Source organism: Pseudomonas sp. BNK-7, from assembly GCF_048072025.1.
In the GTDB taxonomy this organism is placed as follows: Bacteria; Pseudomonadota; Gammaproteobacteria; order Pseudomonadales; family Pseudomonadaceae; genus Aquipseudomonas; species Aquipseudomonas danubii.
Window position 1 is genome coordinate 1216411 of sequence record NZ_CP182252.1, and the last position, 24419, is coordinate 1240829.

The 24419-nt window shown below is 63.9% G+C and carries 19 protein-coding genes; 17 read left to right on the plus strand and 2 right to left on the minus strand.

Annotation, left to right across the window (positions count from 1 at the left end):
* Positions 1-247 precede the first annotated feature (247 nt).
* From ACMGF8_RS05675 to ACMGF8_RS05740, 14 genes are all read left to right on the plus strand, one after another.
* The gene (locus ACMGF8_RS05675; RefSeq protein ID WP_102862542.1) at positions 248-1600 is read left to right on the plus strand and encodes a TolC family outer membrane protein; all 1353 of its coding nucleotides are present in this window, start codon (positions 248-250) and stop codon (positions 1598-1600) included.
* Between the two features lie 37 nt (positions 1601-1637).
* Positions 1638-3794: a type I secretion system permease/ATPase gene (locus tag ACMGF8_RS05680; protein WP_102862543.1), complete on the plus strand. Its 2157-nt coding sequence runs from the start codon at positions 1638-1640 to the stop codon at positions 3792-3794.
* Positions 3784-5151 carry an HlyD family type I secretion periplasmic adaptor subunit gene (locus tag ACMGF8_RS05685; RefSeq protein WP_102862544.1) on the plus strand — a complete coding sequence of 456 codons (1368 nt, stop codon included), beginning with the start codon at positions 3784-3786 and terminating at the stop codon, positions 5149-5151. The genes ACMGF8_RS05680 and ACMGF8_RS05685 overlap by 11 nt, the downstream gene beginning before the upstream one ends.
* Before the next feature lie 327 nt (positions 5152-5478).
* Positions 5479-6366, plus strand: a complete 888-nt coding sequence (locus tag ACMGF8_RS05690; RefSeq protein ID WP_102862545.1) for a TauD/TfdA dioxygenase family protein — start codon at positions 5479-5481, stop codon at positions 6364-6366.
* 26 nt (positions 6367-6392) lie between these two features.
* The gene (locus ACMGF8_RS05695) at positions 6393-7430 is read left to right on the plus strand and encodes an ABC transporter substrate-binding protein (RefSeq protein ID WP_102862546.1); all 1038 of its coding nucleotides are present in this window, start codon (positions 6393-6395) and stop codon (positions 7428-7430) included.
* A 5-nt stretch (positions 7431-7435) separates the two neighbouring features.
* Positions 7436-8296 carry an ABC transporter ATP-binding protein gene (locus tag ACMGF8_RS05700; RefSeq protein ID WP_102862547.1) on the plus strand — a complete coding sequence of 287 codons (861 nt, stop codon included), beginning with the start codon at positions 7436-7438 and terminating at the stop codon, positions 8294-8296.
* 33 nt (positions 8297-8329) lie between these two features.
* Complete coding sequence (locus ACMGF8_RS05705) at positions 8330-9196, plus strand: ABC transporter permease (protein ID WP_060836922.1); 867 nt, start codon at positions 8330-8332, stop codon at positions 9194-9196.
* A gap of 220 nt (positions 9197-9416) precedes the next feature.
* Complete coding sequence (locus tag ACMGF8_RS05710; protein ID WP_102862548.1) at positions 9417-10343, plus strand: LysR family transcriptional regulator; 927 nt, start codon at positions 9417-9419, stop codon at positions 10341-10343.
* A 176-nt stretch (positions 10344-10519) separates the two neighbouring features.
* Positions 10520-12064, plus strand: a complete 1545-nt coding sequence (locus ACMGF8_RS05715; RefSeq protein WP_115581327.1) for an MFS transporter — start codon at positions 10520-10522, stop codon at positions 12062-12064.
* 14 nt (positions 12065-12078) lie between these two features.
* Positions 12079-13149 carry an HlyD family secretion protein gene (locus ACMGF8_RS05720; protein WP_416758955.1) on the plus strand — a complete coding sequence of 357 codons (1071 nt, stop codon included), beginning with the start codon at positions 12079-12081 and terminating at the stop codon, positions 13147-13149.
* Complete coding sequence (locus ACMGF8_RS05725; RefSeq protein ID WP_416758957.1) at positions 13146-14642, plus strand: efflux transporter outer membrane subunit; 1497 nt, start codon at positions 13146-13148, stop codon at positions 14640-14642. Before ACMGF8_RS05720 ends, ACMGF8_RS05725 begins: the two co-directional genes overlap by 4 nt.
* A gap of 70 nt (positions 14643-14712) precedes the next feature.
* Positions 14713-15222 carry a sigma-70 family RNA polymerase sigma factor gene (locus ACMGF8_RS05730; protein WP_416758959.1) on the plus strand — a complete coding sequence of 170 codons (510 nt, stop codon included), beginning with the start codon at positions 14713-14715 and terminating at the stop codon, positions 15220-15222.
* Positions 15219-16172 (plus strand): FecR domain-containing protein, encoded by a 954-nt coding sequence (locus ACMGF8_RS05735; RefSeq protein WP_250329832.1) that lies wholly within the window; start codon positions 15219-15221, stop codon positions 16170-16172. Before ACMGF8_RS05730 ends, ACMGF8_RS05735 begins: the two co-directional genes overlap by 4 nt.
* A 97-nt stretch (positions 16173-16269) precedes the next feature.
* The gene (locus ACMGF8_RS05740) at positions 16270-18735 is read left to right on the plus strand and encodes a TonB-dependent siderophore receptor (RefSeq protein ID WP_207166853.1); all 2466 of its coding nucleotides are present in this window, start codon (positions 16270-16272) and stop codon (positions 18733-18735) included.
* A 94-nt stretch (positions 18736-18829) separates the two neighbouring features.
* Here ACMGF8_RS05740 and ACMGF8_RS05745 read toward each other — a convergent pair whose 3' ends face one another.
* Both ACMGF8_RS05745 and ACMGF8_RS05750 read right to left on the minus strand, forming a co-directional pair.
* On the minus strand, positions 18830-19579 hold the full coding sequence (locus ACMGF8_RS05745; RefSeq protein ID WP_102862554.1) for a DUF3142 domain-containing protein: 750 nt from the start codon (positions 19577-19579) through the stop codon (positions 18830-18832).
* Entirely contained in the window at positions 19549-21747 is a 2199-nt protein-coding gene (locus ACMGF8_RS05750; protein ID WP_207166855.1) for an outer membrane assembly lipoprotein YfiO, read from the minus strand. Before ACMGF8_RS05750 ends, ACMGF8_RS05745 begins: the two co-directional genes overlap by 31 nt.
* A 208-nt stretch (positions 21748-21955) precedes the next feature.
* Between ACMGF8_RS05750 and ACMGF8_RS05755 the strand changes: the two genes are divergently transcribed.
* The 3 genes from ACMGF8_RS05755 to ACMGF8_RS05765 all read left to right on the plus strand — a co-directional run bounded on the left by ACMGF8_RS05755 (position 21956) and on the right by ACMGF8_RS05765 (position 24401).
* Positions 21956-23563: a glycosyltransferase family 39 protein gene (locus ACMGF8_RS05755; protein WP_102862556.1), complete on the plus strand. Its 1608-nt coding sequence runs from the start codon at positions 21956-21958 to the stop codon at positions 23561-23563.
* A 116-nt stretch (positions 23564-23679) separates the two neighbouring features.
* Complete coding sequence (locus ACMGF8_RS05760) at positions 23680-24141, plus strand: aminoacyl-tRNA deacylase (RefSeq protein WP_102862557.1); 462 nt, start codon at positions 23680-23682, stop codon at positions 24139-24141.
* A 14-nt stretch (positions 24142-24155) separates the two neighbouring features.
* Positions 24156-24401, plus strand: coding sequence for a DUF2789 domain-containing protein (locus ACMGF8_RS05765; RefSeq protein ID WP_102862558.1), 246 nt, complete (start codon positions 24156-24158; stop codon positions 24399-24401).
* The last annotated feature ends 18 nt before the right edge of the window (positions 24402-24419 follow it).

Consider the following 24419-nt stretch of genomic DNA (forward strand, 5'->3'; position numbering starts at 1 on the left):
GTCGTCAATATTTTGGCTATATTTTTTCGAGATTAACTTTATGCCAAACTATTGACCTTATGGGTGCCATCCTAAACAATCGCCGAATTAATGTCACATTGATATTCGTGCAGTAACCTGACTTGAAGTATGTGAACCAGTTCTTAGTTTGAACTTTCCGACGGACGGTCGTTGTGGTTGCAATCATTCGATGTGGCACCACGTTATGACGTGTTTCTGGACATGCTGTCCGAGGGAAATTCTTACCATGCGTTTTCACCTGTTCAAGGCCCTGCCGTTCGCCTTAGCTGCCAGTTTCGTGCAGGCACAAACACTCCCCGAAGCCATGCAGAAAGCACTGGATGTGCACCCGGAAATTCAAGCCGGGGTAAACAGCCGTCTAGCCGCTGACTATCAACTTAAAGCCGCCAAGGGTGGCTATTTGCCGCGTGTCGATATGCTCGCTGGCTACGGTCGCGAAGGGACCGATAACCCTAGTACTCGTGCGGGTACTGGCAGCAATCACTGGGAAACCCTGAACCGTAGCGAGTCAAGTTTACGTCTCCAGCAGATGGTTTTTGACGGTTTTGCCACGTCCAGCGAAGTGGGGCGTCAACAAGCCACCGTCAACTCTCGGGCTTATTCCCTGCTGGGTACTTCCGAGCGCACCGCGCTGACCGTGGCCCAGGTGTACCTGGATGTGTTGACCCGTCGTCAATTCGTGCAACTGGCAGAAGACAATCTGCGTAATCACGAACGCATCTACGACCAGATCAAACTGCGCACCCAGCGTGGCGTGGGCAGTGGCGCCGACCTTGACCAGGCCGAAGCGCGCATGGCCCAGGCCCGCAACAACCTGATCACCGAGCAGACCAACCTGGCCGACGCCCAGACCAACTACCTGAGTGCGGTAGGGCAGATGCCGGATCAACTGGAACGCCCTGCCAGTTTTATGGCGATGCTGCCGGCCAACCTCGATGAGGCCCGCCGTCAGATGCTGGAAAACAGCCCGATCCTGCGCTCCGCCGAGTCCGACATTGTCGCTGCCGAGAAGCAGTACGACGCCGCCAAATCGGCGTTCTACCCACGCTTCGATGCTGAGCTGGGACGCACCGCCGACAACGACCTCGACGGTCAGAACGGCCACAACAATGAATGGCAGGCCATGTTGCGCATGCGCTTCAACCTGTTCGCCGGCGGCAGTAACAAGGCCGATCTGGAGTCCAAGGCCTACCAGTCCAACCAGGCGCTGGATATCCGCAACAACGCTCTGCGGGTGCTGAACGAAGAGTTGGGCCTGGCCTGGAACGCCTTGAGCAATGCCAACGCTCAGGTGCCGATCGCCCAGCAATATGTCGATCGCAGCACCGCGGTGCGCACGGCCTACCAGAAGCAGTTCAGTCTGGGCGAGCGCACCCTGCTGGACCTGCTCGACAGTGAAAACGAACTGTTCACCGCCTCCCGGCGTTTGGCCGAGATCCAGAACATTCAGTTATTTACTCAGTATCGAATCAAGGCGACCATGGGCGAGTTGCTCAAGAGCCAGGGAGTGGTCGCACCTATGGCTTCGGTCGTGCAGAACGATGCGAAGCCCAAGGTCCAGCTGCCTGGGATGAATTGAGCTACTTTCATCCTATTGCCAGCCAAGAGTGTCCAGCGTGGAATCAGAAGTCAGTCGTGTGCAATTCAGTCATGATCCGCGCGGCATGCATGACGACCCCTTGCTGGATGGGCTGCTGACCCTTTGCTTCCTGCATCAGAAGCCCGCCAGTGCGGCCATGCTGACCACGGGTCTGCCATTGCCGTCACAGCGCTTGAGCGCCGAGCTGCTGCCCCGTGCGGCGGCCCGGGCCGGGCTGCAGGGGCGCGTTTTACGTCGCAAGCTCGAGCAGATTCCGACCATCGCGATGCCCGCCCTGCTATTGCTCAAGGACGGCCGCAGCGCCGTGCTTCTGGGCTGGCAGGGTGAGGACCAGGCACGGCTGCTGCTCAGCGAAAGCGACGGCGGTGAAGTCTGCGTCAATCGCCAGCTACTGGCCGACGACTACAGCGGCCAGGTGTTCTTTGCCCAGCCCCAGCACAAGTTCGACGTCAATCACGGGTCGCTGATTCCCCGGGCCCGCTCCTGGTTCCGCGACACCCTCAAGCGTTCGCGCTGGTTGTATGCCGACGCCATCGCCGCGAGCCTGCTGATCAATATCATCGCCATGGCCGCGCCGCTGTTCGTGATGAATGTCTACGACCGGGTAGTCCCCAACCAGGCCACCTCGACCCTGTGGGTGCTGTCCATTGGCATCATGGGCGCCTACATTTTCGACCTGATCCTCAAGAGTCTGCGCAGCCTGTGCCTGGACCTGGCGGGGAAAAAGACCGACCTGATCATTTCCGCCACGCTGTTCGAGCGCATCGTCGGCATGGCCATGAAGTACCGCCCGGCTCGGGTCGGCAGCTTCGCCCAGAACATCCATGAGTTTCAGAGCCTGCGGGATTTTCTCGCGTCCCTGACCCTCACCAGCCTCATCGACCTGCCGTTCACCCTGCTGATCTTCCTGGTGATCGCCATCTTGGGCGGGCACCTGGTGTGGATTCCGGTGCTGGCGTTCCCCATCGCCCTGGGTATCGGCTACGCCTTGCAGAAGCCCCTGGTGGCGACCATGGAGAAAACCATGGCCCTGGGTGCCGAGCGTCAATCGAGCCTGATCGAAACCCTGGCCGGGCTGGACGCGGTCAAGGTCAACAACGCTGAAAGCGAGCGTCAGTATCAATGGGAGCAGACCATTGGCACCCTCAGCCGCCTGGAACTGCGGGTGAAGATGCTCTCCAGCCTGGCGATGAACATCACCTTGCTGATCCAGCAACTGGCCGGGGTGATCATGATCATCTTCGGCGTGTACCAGATCATCGACGGCAACCTCAGCATGGGCGGGCTGATCGCTTGCTACATGCTCAGCGGCCGGGCCCTGAGCCCGCTGGCTTCGCTGTCCGGCTTGCTGACCCGCTACCAGCAGGCCCGCGTCACCATGACCTCGGTGGACCAGATGATGGAGCTGCCCCAGGAGCGCAATTTCGACGAGCGTCCCCTGAGCCGCAACGTGCTGCAGGGCGCCATCGAATGCCGGCTGTTGAATTTCACCTACCCGGGGCAGCAGAACCCGGCGCTCAAGAACATCAATCTGGTGATCAAGCCAGGCGAGAAGGTCGGCATCATCGGCCGCAGCGGCTCGGGCAAAAGCTCCCTGGCCAAGCTGCTGGTAGGGCTTTACCAGCCCGATTCCGGTGCCTTGCTGGTGGACGGCGTGGACATCCGCCAGATCGATGTCAGCGAGTTGCGCCATAACATTGGCTACGTGCCCCAGGACATCCAGCTGCTGGCTGGCACCCTGCGGGACAACCTGACCTCCGGTGCCCGCTACGTTGAAGACGAGCTGGTGCTACAAGCCGCCGAACTGGCGGGGGTTCACGAATTCGCCCGGCTGCACCCGCAAGGCTATGAATTGCAGGTGGGTGAACGTGGACAGAACCTGTCCGGTGGCCAGCGTCAGAACGTCGCCCTGGCCCGTGCCCTGTTGCTCAACCCGCAGATCCTGTTGCTCGACGAGCCCACCAGCGCCATGGACAACACCGGTGAAGAACGCCTGAAGCAGCGCCTGGAGTCAGTGGTGCAGAACAAGACCGTGGTCCTGGTTACTCACCGGGCGTCGCTGTTGTCGCTGGTGGATCGGTTGTTGGTGGTGGACCGTGGACAGATCCTGGCCGATGGCCCGAAAGCGGTGGTGATGGAAGCGTTGAAGAAGGGGCAGATCAGTGTTGCTTAAGTCGGGATTCAAGGACTCGATCCGCCGCTATTTCAAAGGCACCGATTCTCTTCAGGGGCAGCCGCTGCCTGAGGTCAACAAGGCCCTGATCGAAGATGCGCCTCGGGTCATTCGCCTGACCATCTGGGGCATCATCGCGTTCTTCCTGTTCCTGGTGCTGTGGGCCAACTTCGCGGTCATCGACGAAGTGACCAAGGGCGAGGGCAAGGCCATTCCGTCGTCCAAGGTGCAGAAGATCCAGAACCTGGAAGGCGGCATTGTCTCCGAGCTGTACGTCAAGGAAGGCCAGGTGGTGGAGGCCGGAGCGCCGCTGATCCGTCTGGATGACACGCGCTTCCAGTCCAACGTCGGTGAGACCGAGACTGTGCGCCTGTCCATGTTGCTGCGGGTCGAGCGCCTGAGCGCCGAGGTCGATGACCGGGCGCTGAATTTCCCCGAGGACGTGCTCAAGGAAGTCCCGGGCCAGGCCGCCAGCGAAAAGTCCCTCTATGAAAGTCGTCGCCAGCAACTGCATGACGAAATCGGCGGCCTTCAGGAACAGCTGATCCAGAAGCAACAGGAGCTGCGCGAGTTCACCTCCAAGCAGGCTCAGTACCGTCAGCAGTTGGGCTTGCAACGCCAGGAAATTGCCATGTCCGAGCCTTTGGTGGCCCAGGGCGCGGTATCACCGGTGGAAGTGCTGCGGCTCAAGCGTGCCGAAGTGGAAACCCGCGGCCAGCTGGACGCCACCACCCTGGCGATTCCTCGTGCCGAATCGGCGATCAAGGAAGTGCAGCGCAAGATCGATGAAACCCGCGGCAAGTTCCGCAGCGAGGCCCTGACCCAGCTCAACGAGGCGCGCACCGAACTGAACAAGGCCAGCGCCACCGGCAAGGCCCTGGAAGACCGGGTCAGCCGGACCCTGGTCACCTCGCCGGTGCGCGGTATCGTCAAGCAACTGATGGTCAACACCATCGGTGGCGTGATCCAGCCGGGCAGCGACATGGTGGAGATCGTGCCCCTGGACGACACCCTGTTGGTGGAAGCCAAGATCCGTCCCCAGGACATCGCGTTCCTGCACCCGGGGCAGGAAGCGATCGTCAAGTTCAGCGCCTATGACTACACCATCTACGGCGGCCTCAAGGCCCGCCTGGAGCAGATCGGCGCCGACACCATCACCGACGAAGACAAGAAAACCACCTATTACATGATCAAGCTGCGCACCGACCGCAGCCATCTGGGCACCGATGAAAAACCGCTGCTGATCATCCCCGGGATGGTCGCATCGGTGGACATCATCACCGGCAAGAAGAGCATCCTCAGCTACCTGCTCAAGCCGATCATCCGCGCCCGCGCTGAAGCCCTGCACGAGCGCTGATCCATGTAAGAAGCGACCTTGCCAGCCTTGTAGGAGCTGGCTTGCCAGCCAAGGGGCCCGTGAGAGCGCCTTCGCCGGCAAGCCGGCTCCTACAGTTCGTCTCATCGAGCCGTCGACAGCGCAGCGTCCCCAGGTATCGCGCCGCTCGAATCAACATATCGTTATTCGCTAACGGTATTTAAAATCGCTTTCTTATATCTATAAAGTCGACTCCCTGCGTACCTGCCGACCAATCGGCGCGCCGCACGAAATGAACCCACACGGGATCTCCGTGAGTTTCTGATCGACGCGCGCGCCCTGGGCGCGCCTGCGCGGGAGTTTTAAGTCATGTCTGCATCAGCCAGTGCCGCGCCCATCGCTGCACAAGCCTTCGAAATCCGTCCCTTCAGCGGCGCCGTGGGCGCCGAGATTATCGGCCTGGACCTGTCCCGGCCGGTCAACGACCAGGACTTCGCCCGCATCCACCGCGCCCATCTGGATCACCACGTGGTGGTGTTCCGCGACCAGCGCATCAGCCCCCAACAACAAATCGCCTTCAGCCGCCGCTTCGGCGTGCTGCAGATCCATGTGCTCAAGCAGTTCCTGCTGGCCGGTCACCCGGAAATCCTCATCGTTTCCAACATCATCGAGAACGGCCAGTCCATTGGCCTGGGGGATGCCGGCAAGTTCTGGCACTCGGACCTGTCCTACAAGGAACTGCCGAGCCTGGGCTCGATGCTGCACGCCCAGGAATTGCCGGCCGAAGGTGGCGACACCCTGTTCGCCGACATGCACACAGCCTGGGACACCCTGCCCGAGGCACTGCGCAAGGCGGTGCAGGGCCGCAGTGCCGCGCATTCCTACACGGCGCGCTACAGCGAGACCAAGTTCGAGGGCAACTGGCGCCCGACCCTGACCCCGGAGCAACTGGCCCAGGTCGCCGAGGTGGTGCACCCCATCGTCCGCACCCACCCGGAAAACGGCCGCAAGGCACTGTTCGTCAGCGAGGGGTTCACCACCCGCATCGTCGGCCTGCCGGAAGACGAAAGCGCCCAATTGCTGGCCGAGCTGTACGCCCACAGCGTGCTGCCGGAAAACATCTACCGCCATCAATGGCAGCCCCACGATCTGGTGTTCTGGGACAACCGCTCGCTGATCCACCTGGCCGCCGGTTGCCCGAGCCATCTGCGCCGCAAGCTGTATCGCACCACCATTCAGGGCGACGCCCCTTACTGATCGCCAGGCACGGCAGGAGAATCATCATGTCCTTATCCATTCCCTTCATTCCCCGCCTCGGCAAACTGGCCACGGCCATCGGCCTGGGTTTCAGTCTGCTGGCCGGCAGCCTGGTGGCTCCCTCGGCGGCCCATGCCGAAGGCGAGATCCGCATCGCCGAACAGTTCGGCATCGTCTATTTGCTGCTCAACGTAGTGCGCGATCAGAACCTGATTGAAAAGCACGGCAAGCAAGAGGGCATCGACATCAAGGTCGACTGGACCCAGCTGTCCGGCGGCGCAGCGGTCAACGACGCGTTGCTGTCGGGCTCCATCGACATTGCCGGAGCCGGCGTCGGCCCGCTGTTGACCATCTGGGACCGCACCCATGGCCGGCAGAACGTCAAGGCCGTGGCCTCCCTCGGTAACTTTCCCTACTACCTGGTGAGCAACAATCCCCAGGTCAAGACCATCGCCGACTTCACCGAGAAGGACCGCATCGCGGTGCCGGCGGTGGGCGTCTCGGTGCAGTCGCGCTTCCTGCAATACGCCGCGGCCAAGCAATGGGGCGACCAGGAATTCAATCGCCTGGATAAGTACACCATCGCCGTGCCGCACCCGGACGCCACCGCCGCGCTGATTGCCGGCGGCACCGAGCTGACCGGGCACTTCTCCAACCCGCCGTTCCAGGATCAGGCCTTGGAGAACCCCAATGTGCACGTGGTGCTCAACACCTACGACCTGCTGGGCCCGAACTCGCCAACGGTGCTGTTTGCCACCGAAAAATTCCGCAACGACAACCCCAAGACCTACAAGGCCTTCGTCGAAGCCCTGGCTGAAGCGGCCGAGTTCGCCCAGAACGACAAAGGCGCGGCCGCCGACACTTACATCCGTGTGACCAAGGCCAAGATCGACCGCGCCGCGCTGCTGAAGATCATCGACAACCCGCAGTTCGAATTCAGCGTGACGCCGAAAAACACCTACCCGCTGGCGGAGTTCCTGCACCGCGTCGGCGCCATCAAGAACAAGCCGCAGTCGTGGAAGGACTACTTCTTCCAGGACGCCAAACCGCTGCAGGGGAGCTGATTGCCATGAACGCCCCCTTGCCAGGCCACACGGCCAGCAACCCCACCGCCGCCGTCGAAGCGCTGTTGGCGGTGGATCAAGTCAGCCTGGAATACCGAACCCCGCAGCGCGTGGTGCGGGCCACCCACCAGGTGAGTTTCGAGGTTGATCCGGCCGATCGTTTTGTCCTGCTGGGGCCTTCGGGCTGCGGCAAGTCGACCCTGCTCAAGGCGGTGGCCGGGTTCATCCAGCCTTGCGAGGGCGAGATTCGCCTGCAGGGGCGGCCAGTCAGTCAGCCCGGGCCGGATCGCATCGTGGTGTTCCAGGAGTTCGACCAGCTGCCGCCCTGGAAAACCGTGAAGCAGAACGTGATGTTTCCCCTGCTGGCGTCGAAAACCCTCGGCCGCCGCGAGGCCGAAGAACGTGCCCTGCACTATCTGGCCAAGGTCGGCCTGGCGGCTTTCGCCGATGCCTATCCACACACCTTGTCCGGTGGCATGAAGGCTCGGGTGGCGATTGCCCGGGCCTTGGCCATGCAGCCGAAGATCCTGCTGATGGACGAGCCCTTCGCGGCCCTCGACGCCCTGACCCGGCGCAAGATGCAGGAGGAGTTGCTGCTGCTCTGGGAGGAGGTGCGCTTCACCTTGCTGTTCGTCACCCACTCCATCGAGGAGGCGCTGGTGGTGGGCAATCGCATCCTTTTGCTGTCGCCGCATCCGGGGCGGGTGCGGGCGGAAGTCCACAGCCACCAGTACGACCTGCAAAGCCTTGGCGGCGTGGCTTTCCAGCAGACGGCACAGCGTATTCATCGCTTGCTGTTCGATGAAGGCCAGGGGCCTGACACCGAAACCGAGCTGGATTTCGCCGATATCCGTATCGCCTATTGAGCCGTCAGGCCACCGTTGAACGAGGAACGCCCGATGAGCCAGTCATCCCCCGTGCGCGAAGAATACGAAGTTGTCCTGCAACCCTTGCTGCAAGTCCCGCTGGAACGAGAGCTGCCCCTGGGCCAGCGTCTCTGGCAACAGGGCTGGCTGCGCAAGGGCCTGATCCTGATCCTTTTGGCGCTGCTGTGGGAGGCCGTGGCCCGCTACCAGAATAACGACCTGCTGCTGCCCAGCTTTGTGCAAACCGCCAGCGCCCTGTATCAGGGCCTGCTCAGCGGCGAATTGCTGGGCAAGGTGGGCATTTCCCTGGTGGTGCTGCTCAAGGGCTACCTGATCGGTATCGTCCTGGCGTTTGCCCTGACCACCCTGGCGGTGTCGACCCAGTTCGGCCGCGACCTGCTGAGTACCCTGACCTCGATGTTCAACCCGTTGCCGGCCATTGCCCTGTTGCCCCTGGCGCTGCTGTGGTTCGGCCTGGGGCAGAACAGCCTGATTTTCGTGCTGGTGCATTCGGTGCTCTGGGCCCTGGCCCTGAACACTTACGCCGGGTTTCTCGGCGTCTCGGAAACCCTGCGCATGGCCGGGCGCAACTACGGCCTCAAGGGCCTGCGCCTGGTGCTGTTCATCCTGATCCCGGCGGCGCTGCCGTCGATCCTGGCCGGGCTGAAGATTGGCTGGGCCTTCGCCTGGCGCACCTTGATCGCTGCTGAGTTGGTGTTTGGCGCCACCAGCGGCAAGGGCGGCCTGGGCTGGTACATCTTCCAGAACCGCAACGAGCTGTACACCGACAAGGTCTTTGCCGGGCTGGCGGTGGTGATCCTTATCGGCCTGTTGGTGGAGAACCTGATCTTCGACACCCTGGAGCGCATCACGGTGAAACGTTGGGGCATGCAACGCTGAGCTACCTCGTCCGCCAGCCCCCCCCCCCGACTGTAGGAGATGGCTTGCCAGCGAAGGCGTCCTCAAGGGCGAGGCAAGGTTTGAAGGCCCATTCGCCGGCAAGCCGGCCCCTACGCGGGTAGTGGGTTCACGGGTAAGGATTGATCTCTCTCATTTTCCTCGGCGCCAAGCCTGCTAGCATTGCGTCTGGATCATCCCTGATCAGTCATGAGTGCTCGGTATGCAACTCCCGGATATGAACCTTCTGGTCGCCCTCGATGCCCTGCTGGATGAGGGCAGCGTAGTCGGCGCCGCACGACGCATGAACCTCAGCCCAGCGGCGATGAGCCGGACCCTGACGCGGATTCGCGAAGCCCTGGGCGACCCGGTGCTGGTGCGTGCCGGGCGTGGCCTGGTGCCCACCCCCAAGGCCCTGGAGCTGCGCAGCCAGGTGCGTGATCTGGTGGAGCAGGCGGCGCTGCTGTTTCGCTCGGCGGACCAGGTCGACCTGTTGTCGTTGCGGCGGCGCTTCAATGTGCGCGCCAACGACTTTTTCGTCGGCGTCTATGGCGGTCGCCTCATCGACACCCTGGAGCGTCAGGCGCCTTTGTGCGAGCTGCGCTTCGTGCCGGAAGGCGATGGCGATGACGAGGCCCTGCGGGAGGGGCGGATCGACCTGCGGATCAGCAACACCCGGCCCCTGACCCCGGAAGTGAAGGTGCAGAACCTGTTCACCACGGCCTTTGTCGGCCTGGTGCGTGAAGGCCACCCATTGTTGGACGAAGACATCACCGCCGAGCGTTTTGCCGCGTTTCCCCATATCAGCATGTCGCGTCGAGGCATTGCCCGTGGGCCGATCGATACGGCGCTGGCGGAGCTGGGCCTGGAGCGTCGAGTGCCGCTGATTGCCCCGGGCTTTCACGCCGCCATGTTCATGCTGCCGGATTCGGACCTGATCCTGCCGGTGCCCCAGGAAACATTGCTCAGCGTCTCGCGCCTGGGCCTGCGTCTGCGCTCCTTTGTCCTGCCGATTTCCCTGCCGACCCTGGTCCTGACCCAGGCCTGGCACCCGCGCTACGACAAGGACCCGGCGCACAAATGGTTCCGCGAAACCCTGCGCAGCTCCTGCCAGGCCACCTGGCAAGAAGCCCAGCCGACCTCCTCGTAGGCGCCGGCTTGCCGGCGGAAGCGGTCTTGATGGCCTCATCGCTGGCAAACCAGCTTCTACGGTCAATAGGTTTAATTGTTGCGTCTGGTGCACTTATAAAGTGCCAATAAGTCAGTTTTCGTCAGTGCTGGCTGTTCATAAACTGCTCTGGTTTTCTTGTCTGGAGCAGTATTTCCATGAGTTCTCTCGCTGTCGCTGCGCCCGCTTCGGTTGAAGCCGCCAGCAAGCCGGCAGCCATTGCCCCACCGGTCTTCGGACCGCGAATCATCATCGGCCTGGTGGGTGTGCTGCTGGCGGTGCTGGTCTCCGGTCTCAACGACATGGTGACCAAGATCGCCCTGGCGGATATCCGCGGCGCGTTGTTCATCGGCTTCGACGAAGGCACCTGGCTGGTGGCTTGCTACTCCGCCACCTCGGTGGCGGCCATGGCTTTCGCGCCCTGGTGCTCGGTGACCTTTTCCCTGCGGCGTTTCACCCTCTGCGCCATTGCGCTGTTCACCCTGCTGGCGGTGCTGTGCCCCTTCGCCCCCAACTACCAGAGCCTGTTGCTGCTGCGCACTCTGCAAGGCCTGGCCGGGGGCGCGCTGCCGCCGATGCTGATGACCGTGGCCCTGCGCTTCCTGCCGGCCAACGTCAAGCTCTACGGCTTGGCCGGCTATGCCCTGACTGCCACCTTCGGCCCGAGCCTGGGCACGCCCCTGGCGGCACTGTGGACCGAGTACGTGGGCTGGCGCTGGGCCTTCTGGCAGGTGGTGGCGCCCTGTCTGCTGGCCATGGCGGCGGTGGCTTACGGCCTGCCTCAGGACCCGTTGCGTCTGGAGCGTTGCAAGCAGTTCAACTGGCGTGGGCTGCTGTTGGGCTTCCCGGCGATCTGCATGCTGGTGATCGGCATTCTTCAGGGCAATCGCCTGGACTGGTTCGAGTCGCCGCTGATCAGTGTGCTGCTGGTCGGCGGGCTGGTGTTGCTGGTGCTGTTCATGATCAACGAATGGTCGCAGCCGATTCCCTTCTTCAAGCTGCAGATGCTCGGCATCCGCAACCTGTCCTTCGCCCTGCTGACCCTGGCCGGGGTGCTGGTGGTATTGACCGCAGTGATCATCATCCCGTCGGCCTACCTGGCTCAGGTCCAGGGCTATCGACCGTTGCAGACCGCGCCGGTGATGCTGGTGATGGCCTTGCCGCAACTGCTGGCCCTGCCCCTGGTGGCGGCCCTGTGCAACCTGCGCTGGGTCGACTGCCGCTGGGTGCTGGGGATCGGCCTGGGCATGCTGGTGCTGTCTTGCCTGGGGGGCACGCACCTGACCTCGGCCTGGATTCGTGACGATTTCTATGGGCTGCAATTGCTGCAGGTCTTCGGCCAGCCGATGGCGGTGCTGCCGTTGCTGATGCTGTCCACCGGCAGCATCACGCCGGTGGAGGGGCCCTTTGCTTCGGCCTGGTTCAACACCGTGAAAGGCCTGGCGGCGGTGATCGCCACCGGGGTGCTGGATGTGCTCACCACCCACCGTTTGCATTTCCACTCGACGATGCTGGTGGACAGCCTGGGCAATTCGCCCCTGGTGGACGACCGGGTGCCCGGGCTGGCTCAGCGCCTGCACCAGCAAGCCGTGGTGCTGACTTCCGCCGATCTGTATTTCTGCATGGCAGGGGTGGCCGCTGCGCTGATCCTGCTGATTTTCTGGCTGCCGACGCGGATCTATCCACCGCGGGCGCCCACTTGAACGAGAAGGTTTTTATGACGATCCAGAGCAAAGACAAAATCGCCGTCGCCGTGGCGACGGTAGCGACCCTTGGCGTGCTGGCCTATCTGGTGATGCCGGGCCTGTTCGGCCGCTCCAGCGAGCAGAGCACCAACGACGCCTTCATCGCCGCCGACTACACCCTGGTGGCGCCGCGGGTGGCCGGGTTCATCAAGGAAGTGCTGGTGGAGGACAACCAGCAGGTCAAGGCCGGTCAACTGCTGGCGCTGATCGATGACCGTGACCTGCGGGCCGCGGCCCAGGCGGCGGATGCCGAAACCCTGGTGGCCCAGGCCCAGTTGCAGAACGCCCGGGCCACCCTGGACCGGCAGAGTTCGGTGATTGCCCAGGCCCAGGCGGCCCTGGGAGCGGCCCGGGCCGAAATGGCCTTTGCCGAGCACGAACTCAATCGCTACAACCACCTGGCAGGGGTCGGCGCCGGCACCGTGCAGAACGCCCAGCAGGCCAAGACCCGCATCGACCAGGCCAGTGCCCGGCTGGCCACGGCCACTGCGGCCCTGGCGGCGGAGCGCAAGCAGGTGGAGATCCTCACTGCCCAGCGTGATGCGGCCGAAGGCGGCCTGAAGCGGGCCCAGGCAGCCCTGGAAATGGCCAGCTACGAGCTGTCCTACACGCGCATCGTCGCCCCGGTGGACGGCATGGTCGGCGAGCGCGCGGTACGGGTTGGCGCCTATGTCACTCCCGGCAGCAAGATCCTCGCCGTGGTGCCCTTGCAGCAAGCCTATGTGCTGGCCAACTTCCAGGAAACCCAGCTCACCGCGATGCACGCCGGGCAGGCGGTCGAAGTCCGGGTCGACAGCCTGGGCGGCGAAACCCTGCATGGCCGCGTCGAGAGTCTGGCCCCGGCCACCGGCGTGACCTTCGCCGCAGTCAAGCCGGACAACGCCACCGGCAACTTCACCAAGGTGGTGCAGCGCATCCCGGTGAAGATTCTCCTGGACCCCAACCAGCCCATGGCCGAGCGCCTGCGGGTCGGCATGTCGGTGGAAGCCAGCGTGGACACCCACAGCTCCACCACCCGTGCCCGCGAGGTGACCCAGCGATGAGTATCGAGCGGCAGATCCAAGAGAGTTCGTTGCCAAGGCGCCTTTCGTGGCGCCCTGCATTGCTGGTGCTGAGCCTGCTGGCGCTGGGCGCCTGCAGCGTCGGCGCGGATTTCCAGCGGCCCCAGGCGACTCAGGTCCAGGCCTGGTCGGCCCCTGCACAGGCTGCCACCAGCCAGGCGGTGGACAGTGCCATGCAGGAGCGCTGGTGGGAGGTGTTCAACGATCCACAACTGTCGGCCCTGAGTCGCCGCGCCCTGAGCGACAACCTCGACCTGCAACTGGCCAGCAGTCGCTTGCAGCAGAGCCGGGCGGCGCGCCAGGTGATCACCGCCGAGCGCTACCCGAGCACGGCGGCCAATGGCGGCTACGGGCGCAAGCGCAACACTGGTGAAGGCTTGAGCGACCCCTCGGGGAACAACGGCAAGTCAGCCTTCAATCTCTGGGAAGCGGGTTTTTCCGCCGCCTGGGAGCTGGATCTGTGGGGCCGGGTCCGGCGCGAGACCGAGGCCGCCGACGCGACCCTGGAAGTGGCGGAGAACGACCGGCGCGGGGTGCTGCTGTCGGTGCTGGCGGAGGTCGCTCAGGACTACATCCAACTGCGTGGCGTGCAGAGCACCCGAGCCGTTACCGAGCAGAACCTCGAGGTTGCCCGGCACAGTCTGAAACTCTCGCAACTGCGCCTGGCCGATGGCGTGGCCACTGACCTGGATGTGGCCGAAGCGGCGGCCCAGGTCGCGACCATCGAGGCCCGGCTGCCGGAGTTGCAGCAGCGTCAGGCACAGTTGATCAACGCCCTGAGCCTGCTGCTGGGCGAGCCGCCCCAGGCCCTGCATCAGGTGTTGGCCAGTGACGCGCCGGTGCCCCAACCCCCGAGCCAAGTGGCCATCGGCCTGCCGTCGCAGCTGGCCGAACGCCGCCCCGATATCCGCCAGGCCGAGGCACGGCTGCATGCCGCGACGGCCAGCATCGGCGTGGCCAAGGGGGATTTCTATCCGCGCATTACCTTGTCCGGCAACTTCGGTTCCCAGGCCCTGCAATTGGCAGATTTTGGTTCCTGGAGCTCCCGTCAGTTCGGCATCGGCCCGCAGTTCAGCCTGCCGCTGTTCGACGGTGGTCGTTTGCGCGGCATGCTCCAGTTGCGCGAGGCCCAGCAGCAGGAAGCGGCCCTGGCCTATCAGCAGACCGTGCTGCGGGCCTGGCACGAAATCGACGACCAGTTGACCCGCTACAACGCCAGCCAGCTGCGCCGCGACAGCCTGGCCGAAGCGGTGCGGCAAAATCAGATCGCCTTGCGTACCGCGCAGCAGCAATACGTCGAAGGAGTGGTGGATTTCGTCAACGTCCTGACCGTGCAGGGCGCCTTGCTGGCCACCCAGGAGCAACTGGTGGAAAGCTCGGCGGGGGTGTCCCTGTCCATGGTCGGTTTGTACAAGGCGCTGGGGGGAGGCTGGGAGTCGGTGTATCCGCTGCACGCCGCCAGTCAGGGGCACTGAAAGCCTTTTTGCCTGGATTGAGAAAAAAGTGTAATGATAATTGCTCTCAATCATGTGTGCAGTTTCATTCATGGAAGCAACCACTGACGGTAACGCCCAGCTCCATCGTCTGTATCGAGATCATCACGGTTGGCTGCAGAGCTGGTTGCGCAAGCGCCTGGGCGATCGCGAGCATGCGGCGGACGTGGCGCAGGACACTTTCCAGCGCCTGTTGCTGTCGGGGCGCTTTCCCGGGCAGCAGGAAAGCCGCAGTTACCTGGCGCAAATCGCGCGCAATCTGGTGATCGACCAGTGGCGCCGGTTGCGCATCGAGCGCGCCTACCTGGAAAGCATCGCCCACCTGCCGGAACCCCAGACGCCCTCCCTGGAAAGCCGCGCACTGATCCTCGAAACCCTGATGCAGATCGACGCCATGCTCGATCGCATGCCGGACAAGGTGCGCCAGGCCTTTGTCATGTCGCAGTTCGAAGGGCTGGGTTATGCCCAGATTGCCGAGCGCCTGGAGGTTTCTGTCAGTTCGGTGCAGAAGTACATGATCCGTGCGATCCAGGCTTGCTATCAGGTGCTTTACGAAGAATGAAGGCGCATCAGGCACCCATTGCTCCCGCCATCGTCGAGCAGGCCAGTGAATGGCTGATGCTGCATTGGGGCGGGGAGCTCGATGCGCAGCAACGCGAGGCATTCGTGGCCTGGCAACAGGCTGACTCCGAACACCAGCGGGCCTGGCAGCGCTTGCAGCAACTGCAACAAACCCTGGGCGGGGTGCCGGAGCACAGTGCCCATGTGCTGCTGGCGCAGGCCCCGGACCCGCAACGACGTGCGGCGCTGAAACTGTTGGGCTTGCTGTTGGTGGCCGGGGGCAGCGGTTACCTGGTCCAGGACAGCCAGCCTTGGCGGGCGGCCTTTGCCGGGCAGCGTACGGCCACCGGAGAAATTCGCCACCTGACCCTGAGCGACGGCAGTCGCCTGGACCTCAACAGCGCCAGCGCCGTCGACCTGCTGTTCAGTGCCAGTGAGCGGCGCATCCGTCTGATCCAGGGCGAGCTCCTGCTCACCAGCGGGCATGATGCTTCGCGGCCGCTGATCGTTGAAACCGCCGCCGGAGACATCCAGGCCCTGGGCACGCGCTTTGCCGTGCGCGAGCTGGAGGGCGGCACCCGGGTCGATCTCTACGAAGGTGCGCTGCGGATCAGTCCCCGGCATGCCCCGGCCCTGCAACTCAATGCCGGCGAGCGCCTGTGGTTCAGCGCCGGGCGGGTTTCGGCGCGGCAAGTGGCCGAGGTCAATGCCAGCAGCTGGAGCCAGGGCCGGCTGATTGCCGAACGCCAGCCCCTGGGGCAGTTCGTCACCGAGCTGGCGCGTTATCGCCCGGGGCTGTTGCGTTGTGACGAGCAGGTGGCCGGCCTGTTGCTCACCGGGGTCTTCCCCCTGGCGGACAGCGATGCGGTACTCGCGGCCCTGGAACGTTCGCTGCCGGTGCGGGCGCACGCGGTGACCCGCTACTGGGTGACCCTCAAGCCGCGGGACTGATTGCAAATAATTCTTCTGCGCGATTGTCGATTCTGCCGAGCTGTCCGGGATACCCCATGAAAGCCGATCAAGACGCATTCTCATGGGGAGTTCAGGAATGCCTTACCAGACCACAGCATCCATTTTGACCCTGGGCACCGCTGCCCGCCGCCGCGCCTTTGTCGCGCTGCTGGCCATGGCCCCGGTGTTGCCGGGCCTGGCCCAGGCCGACAGCGGCAGCCAGAGCCAGGCGCGGGACTACCAGATTGCCGCCGGCAATCTCGATCAGGTCCTGAATCGTTTCGCCAGTGCCGCGGGGATTCTCCTGTCGGTGGATGCGAGCATGACGGCCGGCAAGCACAGTGCCGGCCTGCATGGGCGCTACGAGGTCGCACAGGGCCTGCAGACGTTGCTCGCTGGCAGTGGTTTGCAGGCGGTGCAGACCGGGGCTAGTTGGGGCCTGCAACCTTTGGCCGAGAACGGCGCGCTGCAACTGGCGCCGACTCGGATCGGCGCCACGCAGATGACCGAGTACGCCTGGGGCGCGGTGCCGGGGATCGTCGCCAAACGCAGCGCCACCGGGAGCAAGACCGACTCGGCGCTGGTGGAGATTCCGCAGACCATCAACGTGATCGGCGCCAAGGAAATCAAGGCCCGCGGCGCCCAAAGCGTGACCGAAGCGCTGCTCTACACCCCGGGCATGACCGGCGGTGGTTTTTCCGACCGGGTGAAGATTTTCGACGAACCCACCTCCCGCGGTTTTTCCCCGACGCCGATGTACCTCGATGGCCTGCACTTGCCCTACGGCGGCGGCAGTACCGGCGGTGCCCTGCAGATCGAGCCCTATGCCCTGGAGCGCATCGAAGTGCTCAAGGGCCCGGCTTCGGTGCTCTACGGGCAAAACCAGCCGGGCGGCATCGTCAACATGGTCAGCAAGCGGCCCACCGAAACCCCCTTGCATCAGTTGGTGCTGGAAGCCGGCAGCTATGACCACAAGAGCGTCGCCCTGGACCTGGGCGGCCCGCTGGATGAGCAGGGGCAGTTCCTCTATCGCCTGACCGGGCTGGCCAGCGACAGCCAGGACGCCGTCGATTACGTCCAGCGTCAGCGCCAGTTCATCGCCCCGAGCCTGACTTGGCGGCCCGATGACGACACCCAGCTGACGCTGTTCGCCCAGTATCAGAAAGACAATGACGTACCCGAGGCCCAGGGCCTGCCCAGCGTGGGCACGGTGTTCGCCAACCCCAATGGCAAGATCGACCGCGACCTGTTCCTCGGCGAGCCCGGGGTCAATGCCTACGACCGCGACCAGTTCGTCCTCGGCTACGAGTTCTCCCATCGCCTGAACGATGTCTGGACCCTGAAGCAGAACGCCCGCTACGCCGACGTCGATGACCGCTACCGCGCGCCGCTGCACGGCTACAAGTTCGTCAGCAATCCCAAGACCGGCCTCAACGACCAGCGCTACATGACCCGCTACGGGGTGGACTGGAAGCAGCACAACAAGGTCTATGGCGTGGATAGCATCGCCCAGGCCGAGTTCGACACCGGGCCCTTCAGCCATACCCTGCTGGTGGGGCTGGACTACTACCACTTCAATTCAAAATTCGACGGCAAGTACGACTTCAACCCGCCGATCCTCGACATGTTCACCCCCACTTACGGCCAGTCGCTGAATTTCGGCAATCCTTACCAGTGGGACAACACCATCATCCAGACCGGCCTGTATGTGCAGGACCAGATCAAGTACGAGCAGTGGGTGCTGGTGCTGGGCGGTCGCAACGACTGGGCGGAAACCGATAACAAGACGCCGCTCAACGGTGGTCATACCAACGCCAAGAGCCAGTCCTTCACCGGTCGCGGCGGGCTGGTGTACCTGTTCGACAATGGCCTGGCGCCCTTTGTCAGTTATTCGGAATCCTTCCTGCCCTTGAGTGGCACCAGCGTCGGGGGCAGCGCTTTCAAGCCGTCCAGCGGCAAGCAGTACGAAGTGGGGATGAAATACCAGCCGCCGGGCCAGGAGAGTTTCGTCCAGGTGTCGGCCTACCAGCTGGATCAGGAGAACATCCTGACCTCCGACCTGGCCAACCCCGGGTTCAGCATCCAGAGTGGCGCGGTGCGTTCCCGTGGCATCGAGCTGGAAGCCAAGGCCAGCCTCAGCGAATCGCTGGACGTGATTGCCTCGGCGTCACGCAACGACATCAAGTACACCAAGGACAACGACGGGCGCGAAGGGCGTCACCCGGCCGGCATGCCGCCGCTGACCGCCTCGCTGTGGCTCAACTACACGATCCTTGGCGACACGCCGCTGGCGGGCCTGGGCGCAGGCGTCGGCACCCGCTACGTCAAGGGCAGCTATGGCACCGATTACGACGGCGCCTTCCAGATCCCGTCCTACACCGTGTACGACGCCAGCCTGAGCTACGACCTGGAAAAATCACCGCTGCAATGGAAGGGCGTGAAGCTGGCGCTGAACGTGAAGAACCTCACCGACAAGACCTACGTCGCCAACTGCACCAGCATCTGGGACTGCTACTACGGTGAGGGGCGGACCATGGTCTCGAGTTTGACCTATGACTGGTAAGGGTCCATCAGGCTGATGAGCTGGAGCGTTGTGCGCTTTTGGTTTTTGCCGGCGCAGGCTTGCCAGCAAAGGTGTCCGCCAGACCGCCTTGCTCTCAAGGATTCTGCAAAAACACCACATAGCCCCTGAACCAGGGGCTATCGCGCAGCGCCTGGGGCTCCTGCCAGTCACCGCCCTGGATCAGGCCGACCTTGTAGGGCAGGCCCATGCGGTCCAGGCGCGGCAGGTAGCTGGCGTAGTTGGGGATGCTGCGGCGGCCCTGGTAGGTCTGCACCACCACTTCATCCACGACGCCCTTGAGCTGGCCGATGGCTTGCGGATCGGCGTTGCTGCCCCAGTCCATCAGGCCGGTGATGCTCAGGCGGTAGTGCGCCGGCAGGCGCTGGCGCAGGTCGCGCAGGAAACTCGCGTAGCCTTCGAGGTCGCGGGTGCTGCTGTCGAAATCGATCTGGATGCCCATCACCGGCGTGCCCGTGGCTTGCCAGCGCTGCACCTGGCCAAGCAACTGGCGATACAGCGACTCCGGCCAGGCCAGGGTATGGGCGCGATAGACCACCCAGACCTGTTCCTGGGGCAGCTGCGACACCGGCAGGCCCTGGGCGATGAGCTCGACACCGCGTCCGGGATGGCGCCGCGAGCGACTGATCTGCCCCTGGAGGATGTACAGGGTCTTGGCCTGGGCCAGCACGGGCTGGGTCTTGACTCCACTCCACAGCCAGAAGGCGTCGTATTGCGCCGCGTCTACGGTGGCGCCTGCCGGTGCTGCCCAGTACAGGCACAGTGACAGCAGGCAGCCGGCCAGGCGTTTTGGATTCACCAGTAGTAACGCAGCGACTGGCCCCATTGGGTGTCCCCCAACTTGCCCTTGAGCTGGCGGAACCAGGCCTTGCGCACGGCCGGCTCGACGCCGGCGCCGCCACAACGGTTGTTGCCGGAGGAGGCGTAGCAGTAGATGGCCCGGTACAGGGCGTAGGCGCGTTCGTCACGGCTGGCCTTGGGGTTGTTGATCACCACTTGATAGCCGTCGAGTCGCGAGAACGGCTTGCCGGGGAAGGTGTCCTGGGTGCCGCCCAGGGACTGGGCGTTGGGTGGCGTGTCCAGGGGCATCTGGTCGAAGTTGTTCAGGCGCATGAACTCCCCGAGGCAGAGCAGCCCGGCCGGCGCTTTCGGGTCACGCTCAAGGAGCGCGGCAGTCTCCACCAGGCTCGGGCACCGGTAGTCGGGGGTTTGCGCTTCGGGCTGTGCGCCATTCCAGTGGAAATCCTGCAATGGCGTGGTACTGAGGTAGATGTAGCCCAGGCTGGCGGGAAGACTGGCGTCGGGCAGGGTGGGCGGCAGTTGCTCGTAGTCCTGGCCGAAGGCCGCGTACTGGCCGCGGGTCAGGTCCTTGTACAGCAGGATAAAGCGCGCGGCGTTGCGCTCTTCTGCCGAGTCGGCCTTCTGCGCCTGTTGGCGCAGCAGTTTGGGCGAGGCCACCTGGCGCAGGAGAATGGCGCGCACCTGGGCGGTCTTGATCGGCGAGTCGGCGGCGAACACCTTGTCCAGTTGGCCGCTGCGCTCGTAGGTGTAGGCCAGGGCCAGTTCCAGCTGTTCGCGTTGCAGCGGTTGCTGGGCCAGGGGCAGCAATTGCAGCCACAGCGCCTCGGCGCCTTTCCAGTCCTGTTGGGCCTGCATTGCCAGGCCACGCAGGGTCTGCTGGCTGAAGCTCAGGTAGTCCAGGTGCGCTGGCAACTGGCTGGGCAGTTGCTTGAGCGCCGTGGCCGGTTGCTGCTCGACATACAGGCTGAAGGCGGCCTGCAGATAATCGAACAGTGCCGGTTGCCCTTCGAACAGGGCTTTTTGCTGTTGCAGGGTGTCGCGGGTCAATGCCGCCGGCGTGGCGCCGCGCATGTGCATCAGGTCCTTGACCGCCAGCAGCAGCGGGGCCTTGAAGTTGTCTTCGGGCAGGCTCAGCAATTTGTAGTCGACTTCTTCCACCAGGTCGTCCAGACGCATGTTGCGCGGGGTGCCCGGCGCCTGGGTCAGTTGCCAGGCGTAGTCGTCGGCCAGGGCCGGGGTGTCGCCCGTCAGCCAGTGCACACGCCGGATCAGGCCTTTGGCGGACACGGCGTAACGGCCCTGTGGATAAGCCTTCAGGTAGGCCTCGAAACCGGCGCCGGCCTGTTGCAGGACGGCTTTGTCCACATGCTCCAGATTGACCATGCTCCATTCATCGAAGGCGTTCTGCTGGGCCAGGTTGAGGGTGGTGCGCGGGCTCATGTAGGCCGCGGTTTCGGCCAGCCAGGGCTGGGGATTGTCCTTGAGCGCGGCAAAACCGTTGCCGGCTTCGCTGAAGCGGCCGCTGTAGAAGTCGGCGGCGGCCTGCAGGTAGCTGGCGAACGCCTTGGCCGCCGCCGAGTTCAGGTTGCCTGGCAGCAGCTTGCTCATTTCGCTGGCGTTCCAGCTGCAGCTGGCCAGCAGTTGCACCCGGGCTTCGGCCAGGGCCTGGCGTTCTTCCGGGCTCAGTGGCGCCTGGTTGAGCTGCTCGACAAAGGCCAGGGCGCTGGCGTCCGAGTTGCTGCGGCAGCGGCTGCCTTCTCCGGAGAGAAAGCCGTCCCCGGCGGTTTCCTTGCTGTCGCGACGCAGGCCCACGGTCTCCAGCAGGCTGTCGAGCTGCTCGGTGGCGGGCGCGGGGCCGGGCTTGGGTGGGTTGCCCGTGTCGGGGTCGAGTTCGGGCTGCGCCGGGTGCAGGCGATAGTGCATGAAGGGCACGGGACCGTAGCCCATGCCCAGGTCATCCTGGGTCAAGGCCCTGGGAGTCAGAGGCAGACTGCCCTGGTCGGCCAGCAGCAGCCGCAGGTTGACCCGGCTGTCGTTGCCCGGGCTGAGAAAGGGCAGGTTGCTGCAGGCGTCCAGCTGGTTGGAGTAGAGCTTCCAGCTCGGTGAGCAGATGTCGTCCGAGCTGGCCTGGGCCAGGGCGGCAAACAAGGTGCCCAGGGCCAGGGTCAATGATGGAAGAAGACCGATACGCATGAATTGTCCTTAATTCGCAAAGCCGCGAGGGAGCACCTTGAAGATGGGCGAATCATACAGAAGGCCTGGAGGCACACCTATGCAGCCAGCGAAGATTCCGATGTTTTGCAACGGCTGTCGGGCCTGTCTGGGCTTTGCGGTTTTCCAGGCAAAAGAAGATGCTGTGCCGGTCATTGCAGCCACGTCATGCGGGTGAGGGGAGCTGGGAATGGAATTTCGCAAAGCGCCGGATCTGGTCGGGCGTTTGTCGCCGCAGGCGATGATGCAGCAGGGCGCTGGGCTGCAGCGGCTGGCCCGGCGGGTGCTGGAATACGGGCTGCTGCCGATCTTTCTGCTGGCCGCCGGCATCCGCTTCTATGACCTGACGGCGGCCGCCATCTGGGGCGACGAGGGTTCCAGTCTGTTGCTCAGCCAGTATTCCCTGATGGAGATCTGGCGGCATGCCGCTCGCGATGTCCACCCGCCGCTGTATTTCATGCTGCTGCATGGCTGGATCGCACTGTTTGGCGACGGCATTTTGTCGGTGCGAATGTTCAGCGCCGTGCCGGGGATTGTCACGGTGGGGTTGGGTGTCTGGCTGGTGGCGCTGCTGGCAGGCCGACGAGCGGCGATTCTCGCCGGGGTGCTCCTGGCGTTGCTGCCCACCGCCGTGCGCTACAGCCAGGAAGTGCGCATGTATGCCCTGCTGGGCATGTTGCTGCTGGGGGCGACCCTGGCCCTGGCGTACTGGGTACGCCAGCCTCGGCGCCGGCGCTACCTGCTGATCTACAGCCTGTTGTTGGCGCTGGCGTTCTACACCCATTACTTCACGGTGCTCTGTGTTCTGGCCCATTGGCTGTACCTGGGGCTATCGGGCGCCCGGGGCGAGGACGGTCGGCGGTTGCTTGGGCGGCCGGTCTGGTGGCTGGCCAATGCCCTGGTGGTGCTGTTGTACCTGCCCTGGGTTCCCGAGCTGCTGGAGCTGCTGCGGCACCTGGACGAGTTGAAGGCCGGCGGCGATGTGGGCTGGGAACCTGCGGTGACCTGGTCGTCCCTGCCGGCCATGGTCTGGCAGCTGTTGCTCCAGGACGAAGGCGATAGCCTGCCCTGGCCGCTGTTCGTGGGGTTGCCGCTACTGGTGTTGCTGGTCTGTCTGGTGCCCGTGTGGCGTGACGACTCGCGGACCCGGCTGGGCGGGCTGCTGACGAGTTTTACCCTGGTGCCGCTGTTGCTGGTGTTTGCGGTGTCGTTCATTTCCCCGGTGTTCATCGAACGCTACCTGACGGCCTATGCCCTGGGCCTGCCGTTGATCGTGGCAATGGTCATCGACCGCTGGCTGCGCACCGCGCGACTGCTGGCCCTGGCCCTGTTGCTGGTCTTCGTGGGGATCGAAGCCCAGGGGCTGCGAAACAACACCGATGTCGACGTCAACGACCAGATCAGCGTGATGGTGGATTACGTCAACACCCACTACGCCCCGGGCGACCGCATCGTCATCAGCGACATGCTCTGGTACTTGAGCTACGTCTACTACAACCGCACCGATGCTCAGCCGTTGCTGTATACGCCACCGTTGTCGGGGGGCGCCTCCGGCAGGCCGAACGCCTATGGTTTCGGCACCCTGATCGACCAGCCGGATGAGGTCTACCTGGATCAACTGGGCTCGTTGCCAGTGGGCAGCGGCCGGGTCTGGCTGGTGGGTACCGACGATCCGTCCGAGGAGTTCACGCCCTTGCCGGCCGGCTGGCACACAGTCAGCGAGTTCGCTGCAGGCAGCACCCGGGCCCGACTGTTTGTCATGTGCGCCTCTGTGGCAGCGCGTTGCAGCTCGCGCTGAGTGCGTTGAATGCCGTTCGGAAGTTGCGCGGTGCGGCAACCCTGGCCCGACCTAGACTCATTTGAGGGAACGTCAACCTGCCGCCTCGAACCGGTTTCGGGGCACCGAGGTGCATCATGCGTATGGCAAGAACCGTGCAACGCAGCCTGGAGCTGGCGCATTGCGAATTTGACCTGATAACTCACCCTCACTCGGCCAGCAGCCTGGAGACCGCACGCGTGGCGGGGGTTCCCGCGCAGCGGCTGGCCAAGTCGGTGATTCTCGACGATCACCACGGTCACTACCTGATGGCGGTATTGCCCGCCAGCCGGCATCTAGATTTGAGCAAGGTCCGCGGCAGCGGTGAATGGCAGATCACCCGGGAAAGCACCCTGGCCCATCTGTTCAACGACTGCGAGCGCGGCGCGGTACCGGCTCTTGGCGAATCCTACGGCCTGGATGTCGTCATCGACCCCTGCCTGACCCGGCAGAAAGACATCTATCTGGAGGCCGGCAATCACCACAACCTGGTGCACATGAGCATGGCCCAGTACCTGAAAATGGTGCCCCACGCCCAGGTTTGCGAAGTGTCTCACTGATCAGGAGTCAGACCATGGAATCACCGACCCACAATCTGCCGGCGCTGTTCAAGCAACTGGGGCTGGCCGATGACCCGGTGAGCATTGATCGATTCATCGCTACCCATTCCCCGCTGAAACCGGAGTTGCACCTGGCGGACGCGTTCTTCTGGAGCAAGAGCCAGGCGGATTTCCTGCGCACGGAACTGCTCGACGATGCCGATTGGGCGGAGGTGGTGGATCAGTTGGATGTGTTGTTGAGGAAGGGGCGAGGGGGCTGATGAGCTGCAGTTGTTGAT

Coding starts and splice junctions, on each gene's coding strand:
- ACMGF8_RS05695 (WP_102862546.1), top strand. CDS start 6,393: ATGTCCTTATCCATTCCCTTCATTCCCCGCCTCGGCAAACTGGCCACG.
- ACMGF8_RS05705 (WP_060836922.1), top strand. CDS start 8,330: ATGAGCCAGTCATCCCCCGTGCGCGAAGAATACGAAGTTGTCCTGCAA.
- ACMGF8_RS05710 (WP_102862548.1), top strand. CDS start 9,417: ATGCAACTCCCGGATATGAACCTTCTGGTCGCCCTCGATGCCCTGCTG.
- ACMGF8_RS05730 (WP_416758959.1), top strand. CDS start 14,713: ATGGAAGCAACCACTGACGGTAACGCCCAGCTCCATCGTCTGTATCGA.
- ACMGF8_RS05735 (WP_250329832.1), top strand. CDS start 15,219: ATGAAGGCGCATCAGGCACCCATTGCTCCCGCCATCGTCGAGCAGGCC.
- ACMGF8_RS05760 (WP_102862557.1), top strand. CDS start 23,680: ATGCGTATGGCAAGAACCGTGCAACGCAGCCTGGAGCTGGCGCATTGC.
- ACMGF8_RS05675 (WP_102862542.1), top strand. CDS start 248: ATGCGTTTTCACCTGTTCAAGGCCCTGCCGTTCGCCTTAGCTGCCAGT.
- ACMGF8_RS05725 (WP_416758957.1), top strand. CDS start 13,146: ATGAGTATCGAGCGGCAGATCCAAGAGAGTTCGTTGCCAAGGCGCCTT.
- ACMGF8_RS05745 (WP_102862554.1), bottom strand. CDS start 19,579: ATGGGGCCAGTCGCTGCGTTACTACTGGTGAATCCAAAACGCCTGGCC.
- ACMGF8_RS05720 (WP_416758955.1), top strand. CDS start 12,079: ATGACGATCCAGAGCAAAGACAAAATCGCCGTCGCCGTGGCGACGGTA.
- ACMGF8_RS05755 (WP_102862556.1), top strand. CDS start 21,956: ATGGAATTTCGCAAAGCGCCGGATCTGGTCGGGCGTTTGTCGCCGCAG.
- ACMGF8_RS05700 (WP_102862547.1), top strand. CDS start 7,436: ATGAACGCCCCCTTGCCAGGCCACACGGCCAGCAACCCCACCGCCGCC.
- ACMGF8_RS05765 (WP_102862558.1), top strand. CDS start 24,156: ATGGAATCACCGACCCACAATCTGCCGGCGCTGTTCAAGCAACTGGGG.
- ACMGF8_RS05750 (WP_207166855.1), bottom strand. CDS start 21,747: ATGCGTATCGGTCTTCTTCCATCATTGACCCTGGCCCTGGGCACCTTG.
- ACMGF8_RS05740 (WP_207166853.1), top strand. CDS start 16,270: ATGCCTTACCAGACCACAGCATCCATTTTGACCCTGGGCACCGCTGCC.
- ACMGF8_RS05690 (WP_102862545.1), top strand. CDS start 5,479: ATGTCTGCATCAGCCAGTGCCGCGCCCATCGCTGCACAAGCCTTCGAA.
- ACMGF8_RS05715 (WP_115581327.1), top strand. CDS start 10,520: ATGAGTTCTCTCGCTGTCGCTGCGCCCGCTTCGGTTGAAGCCGCCAGC.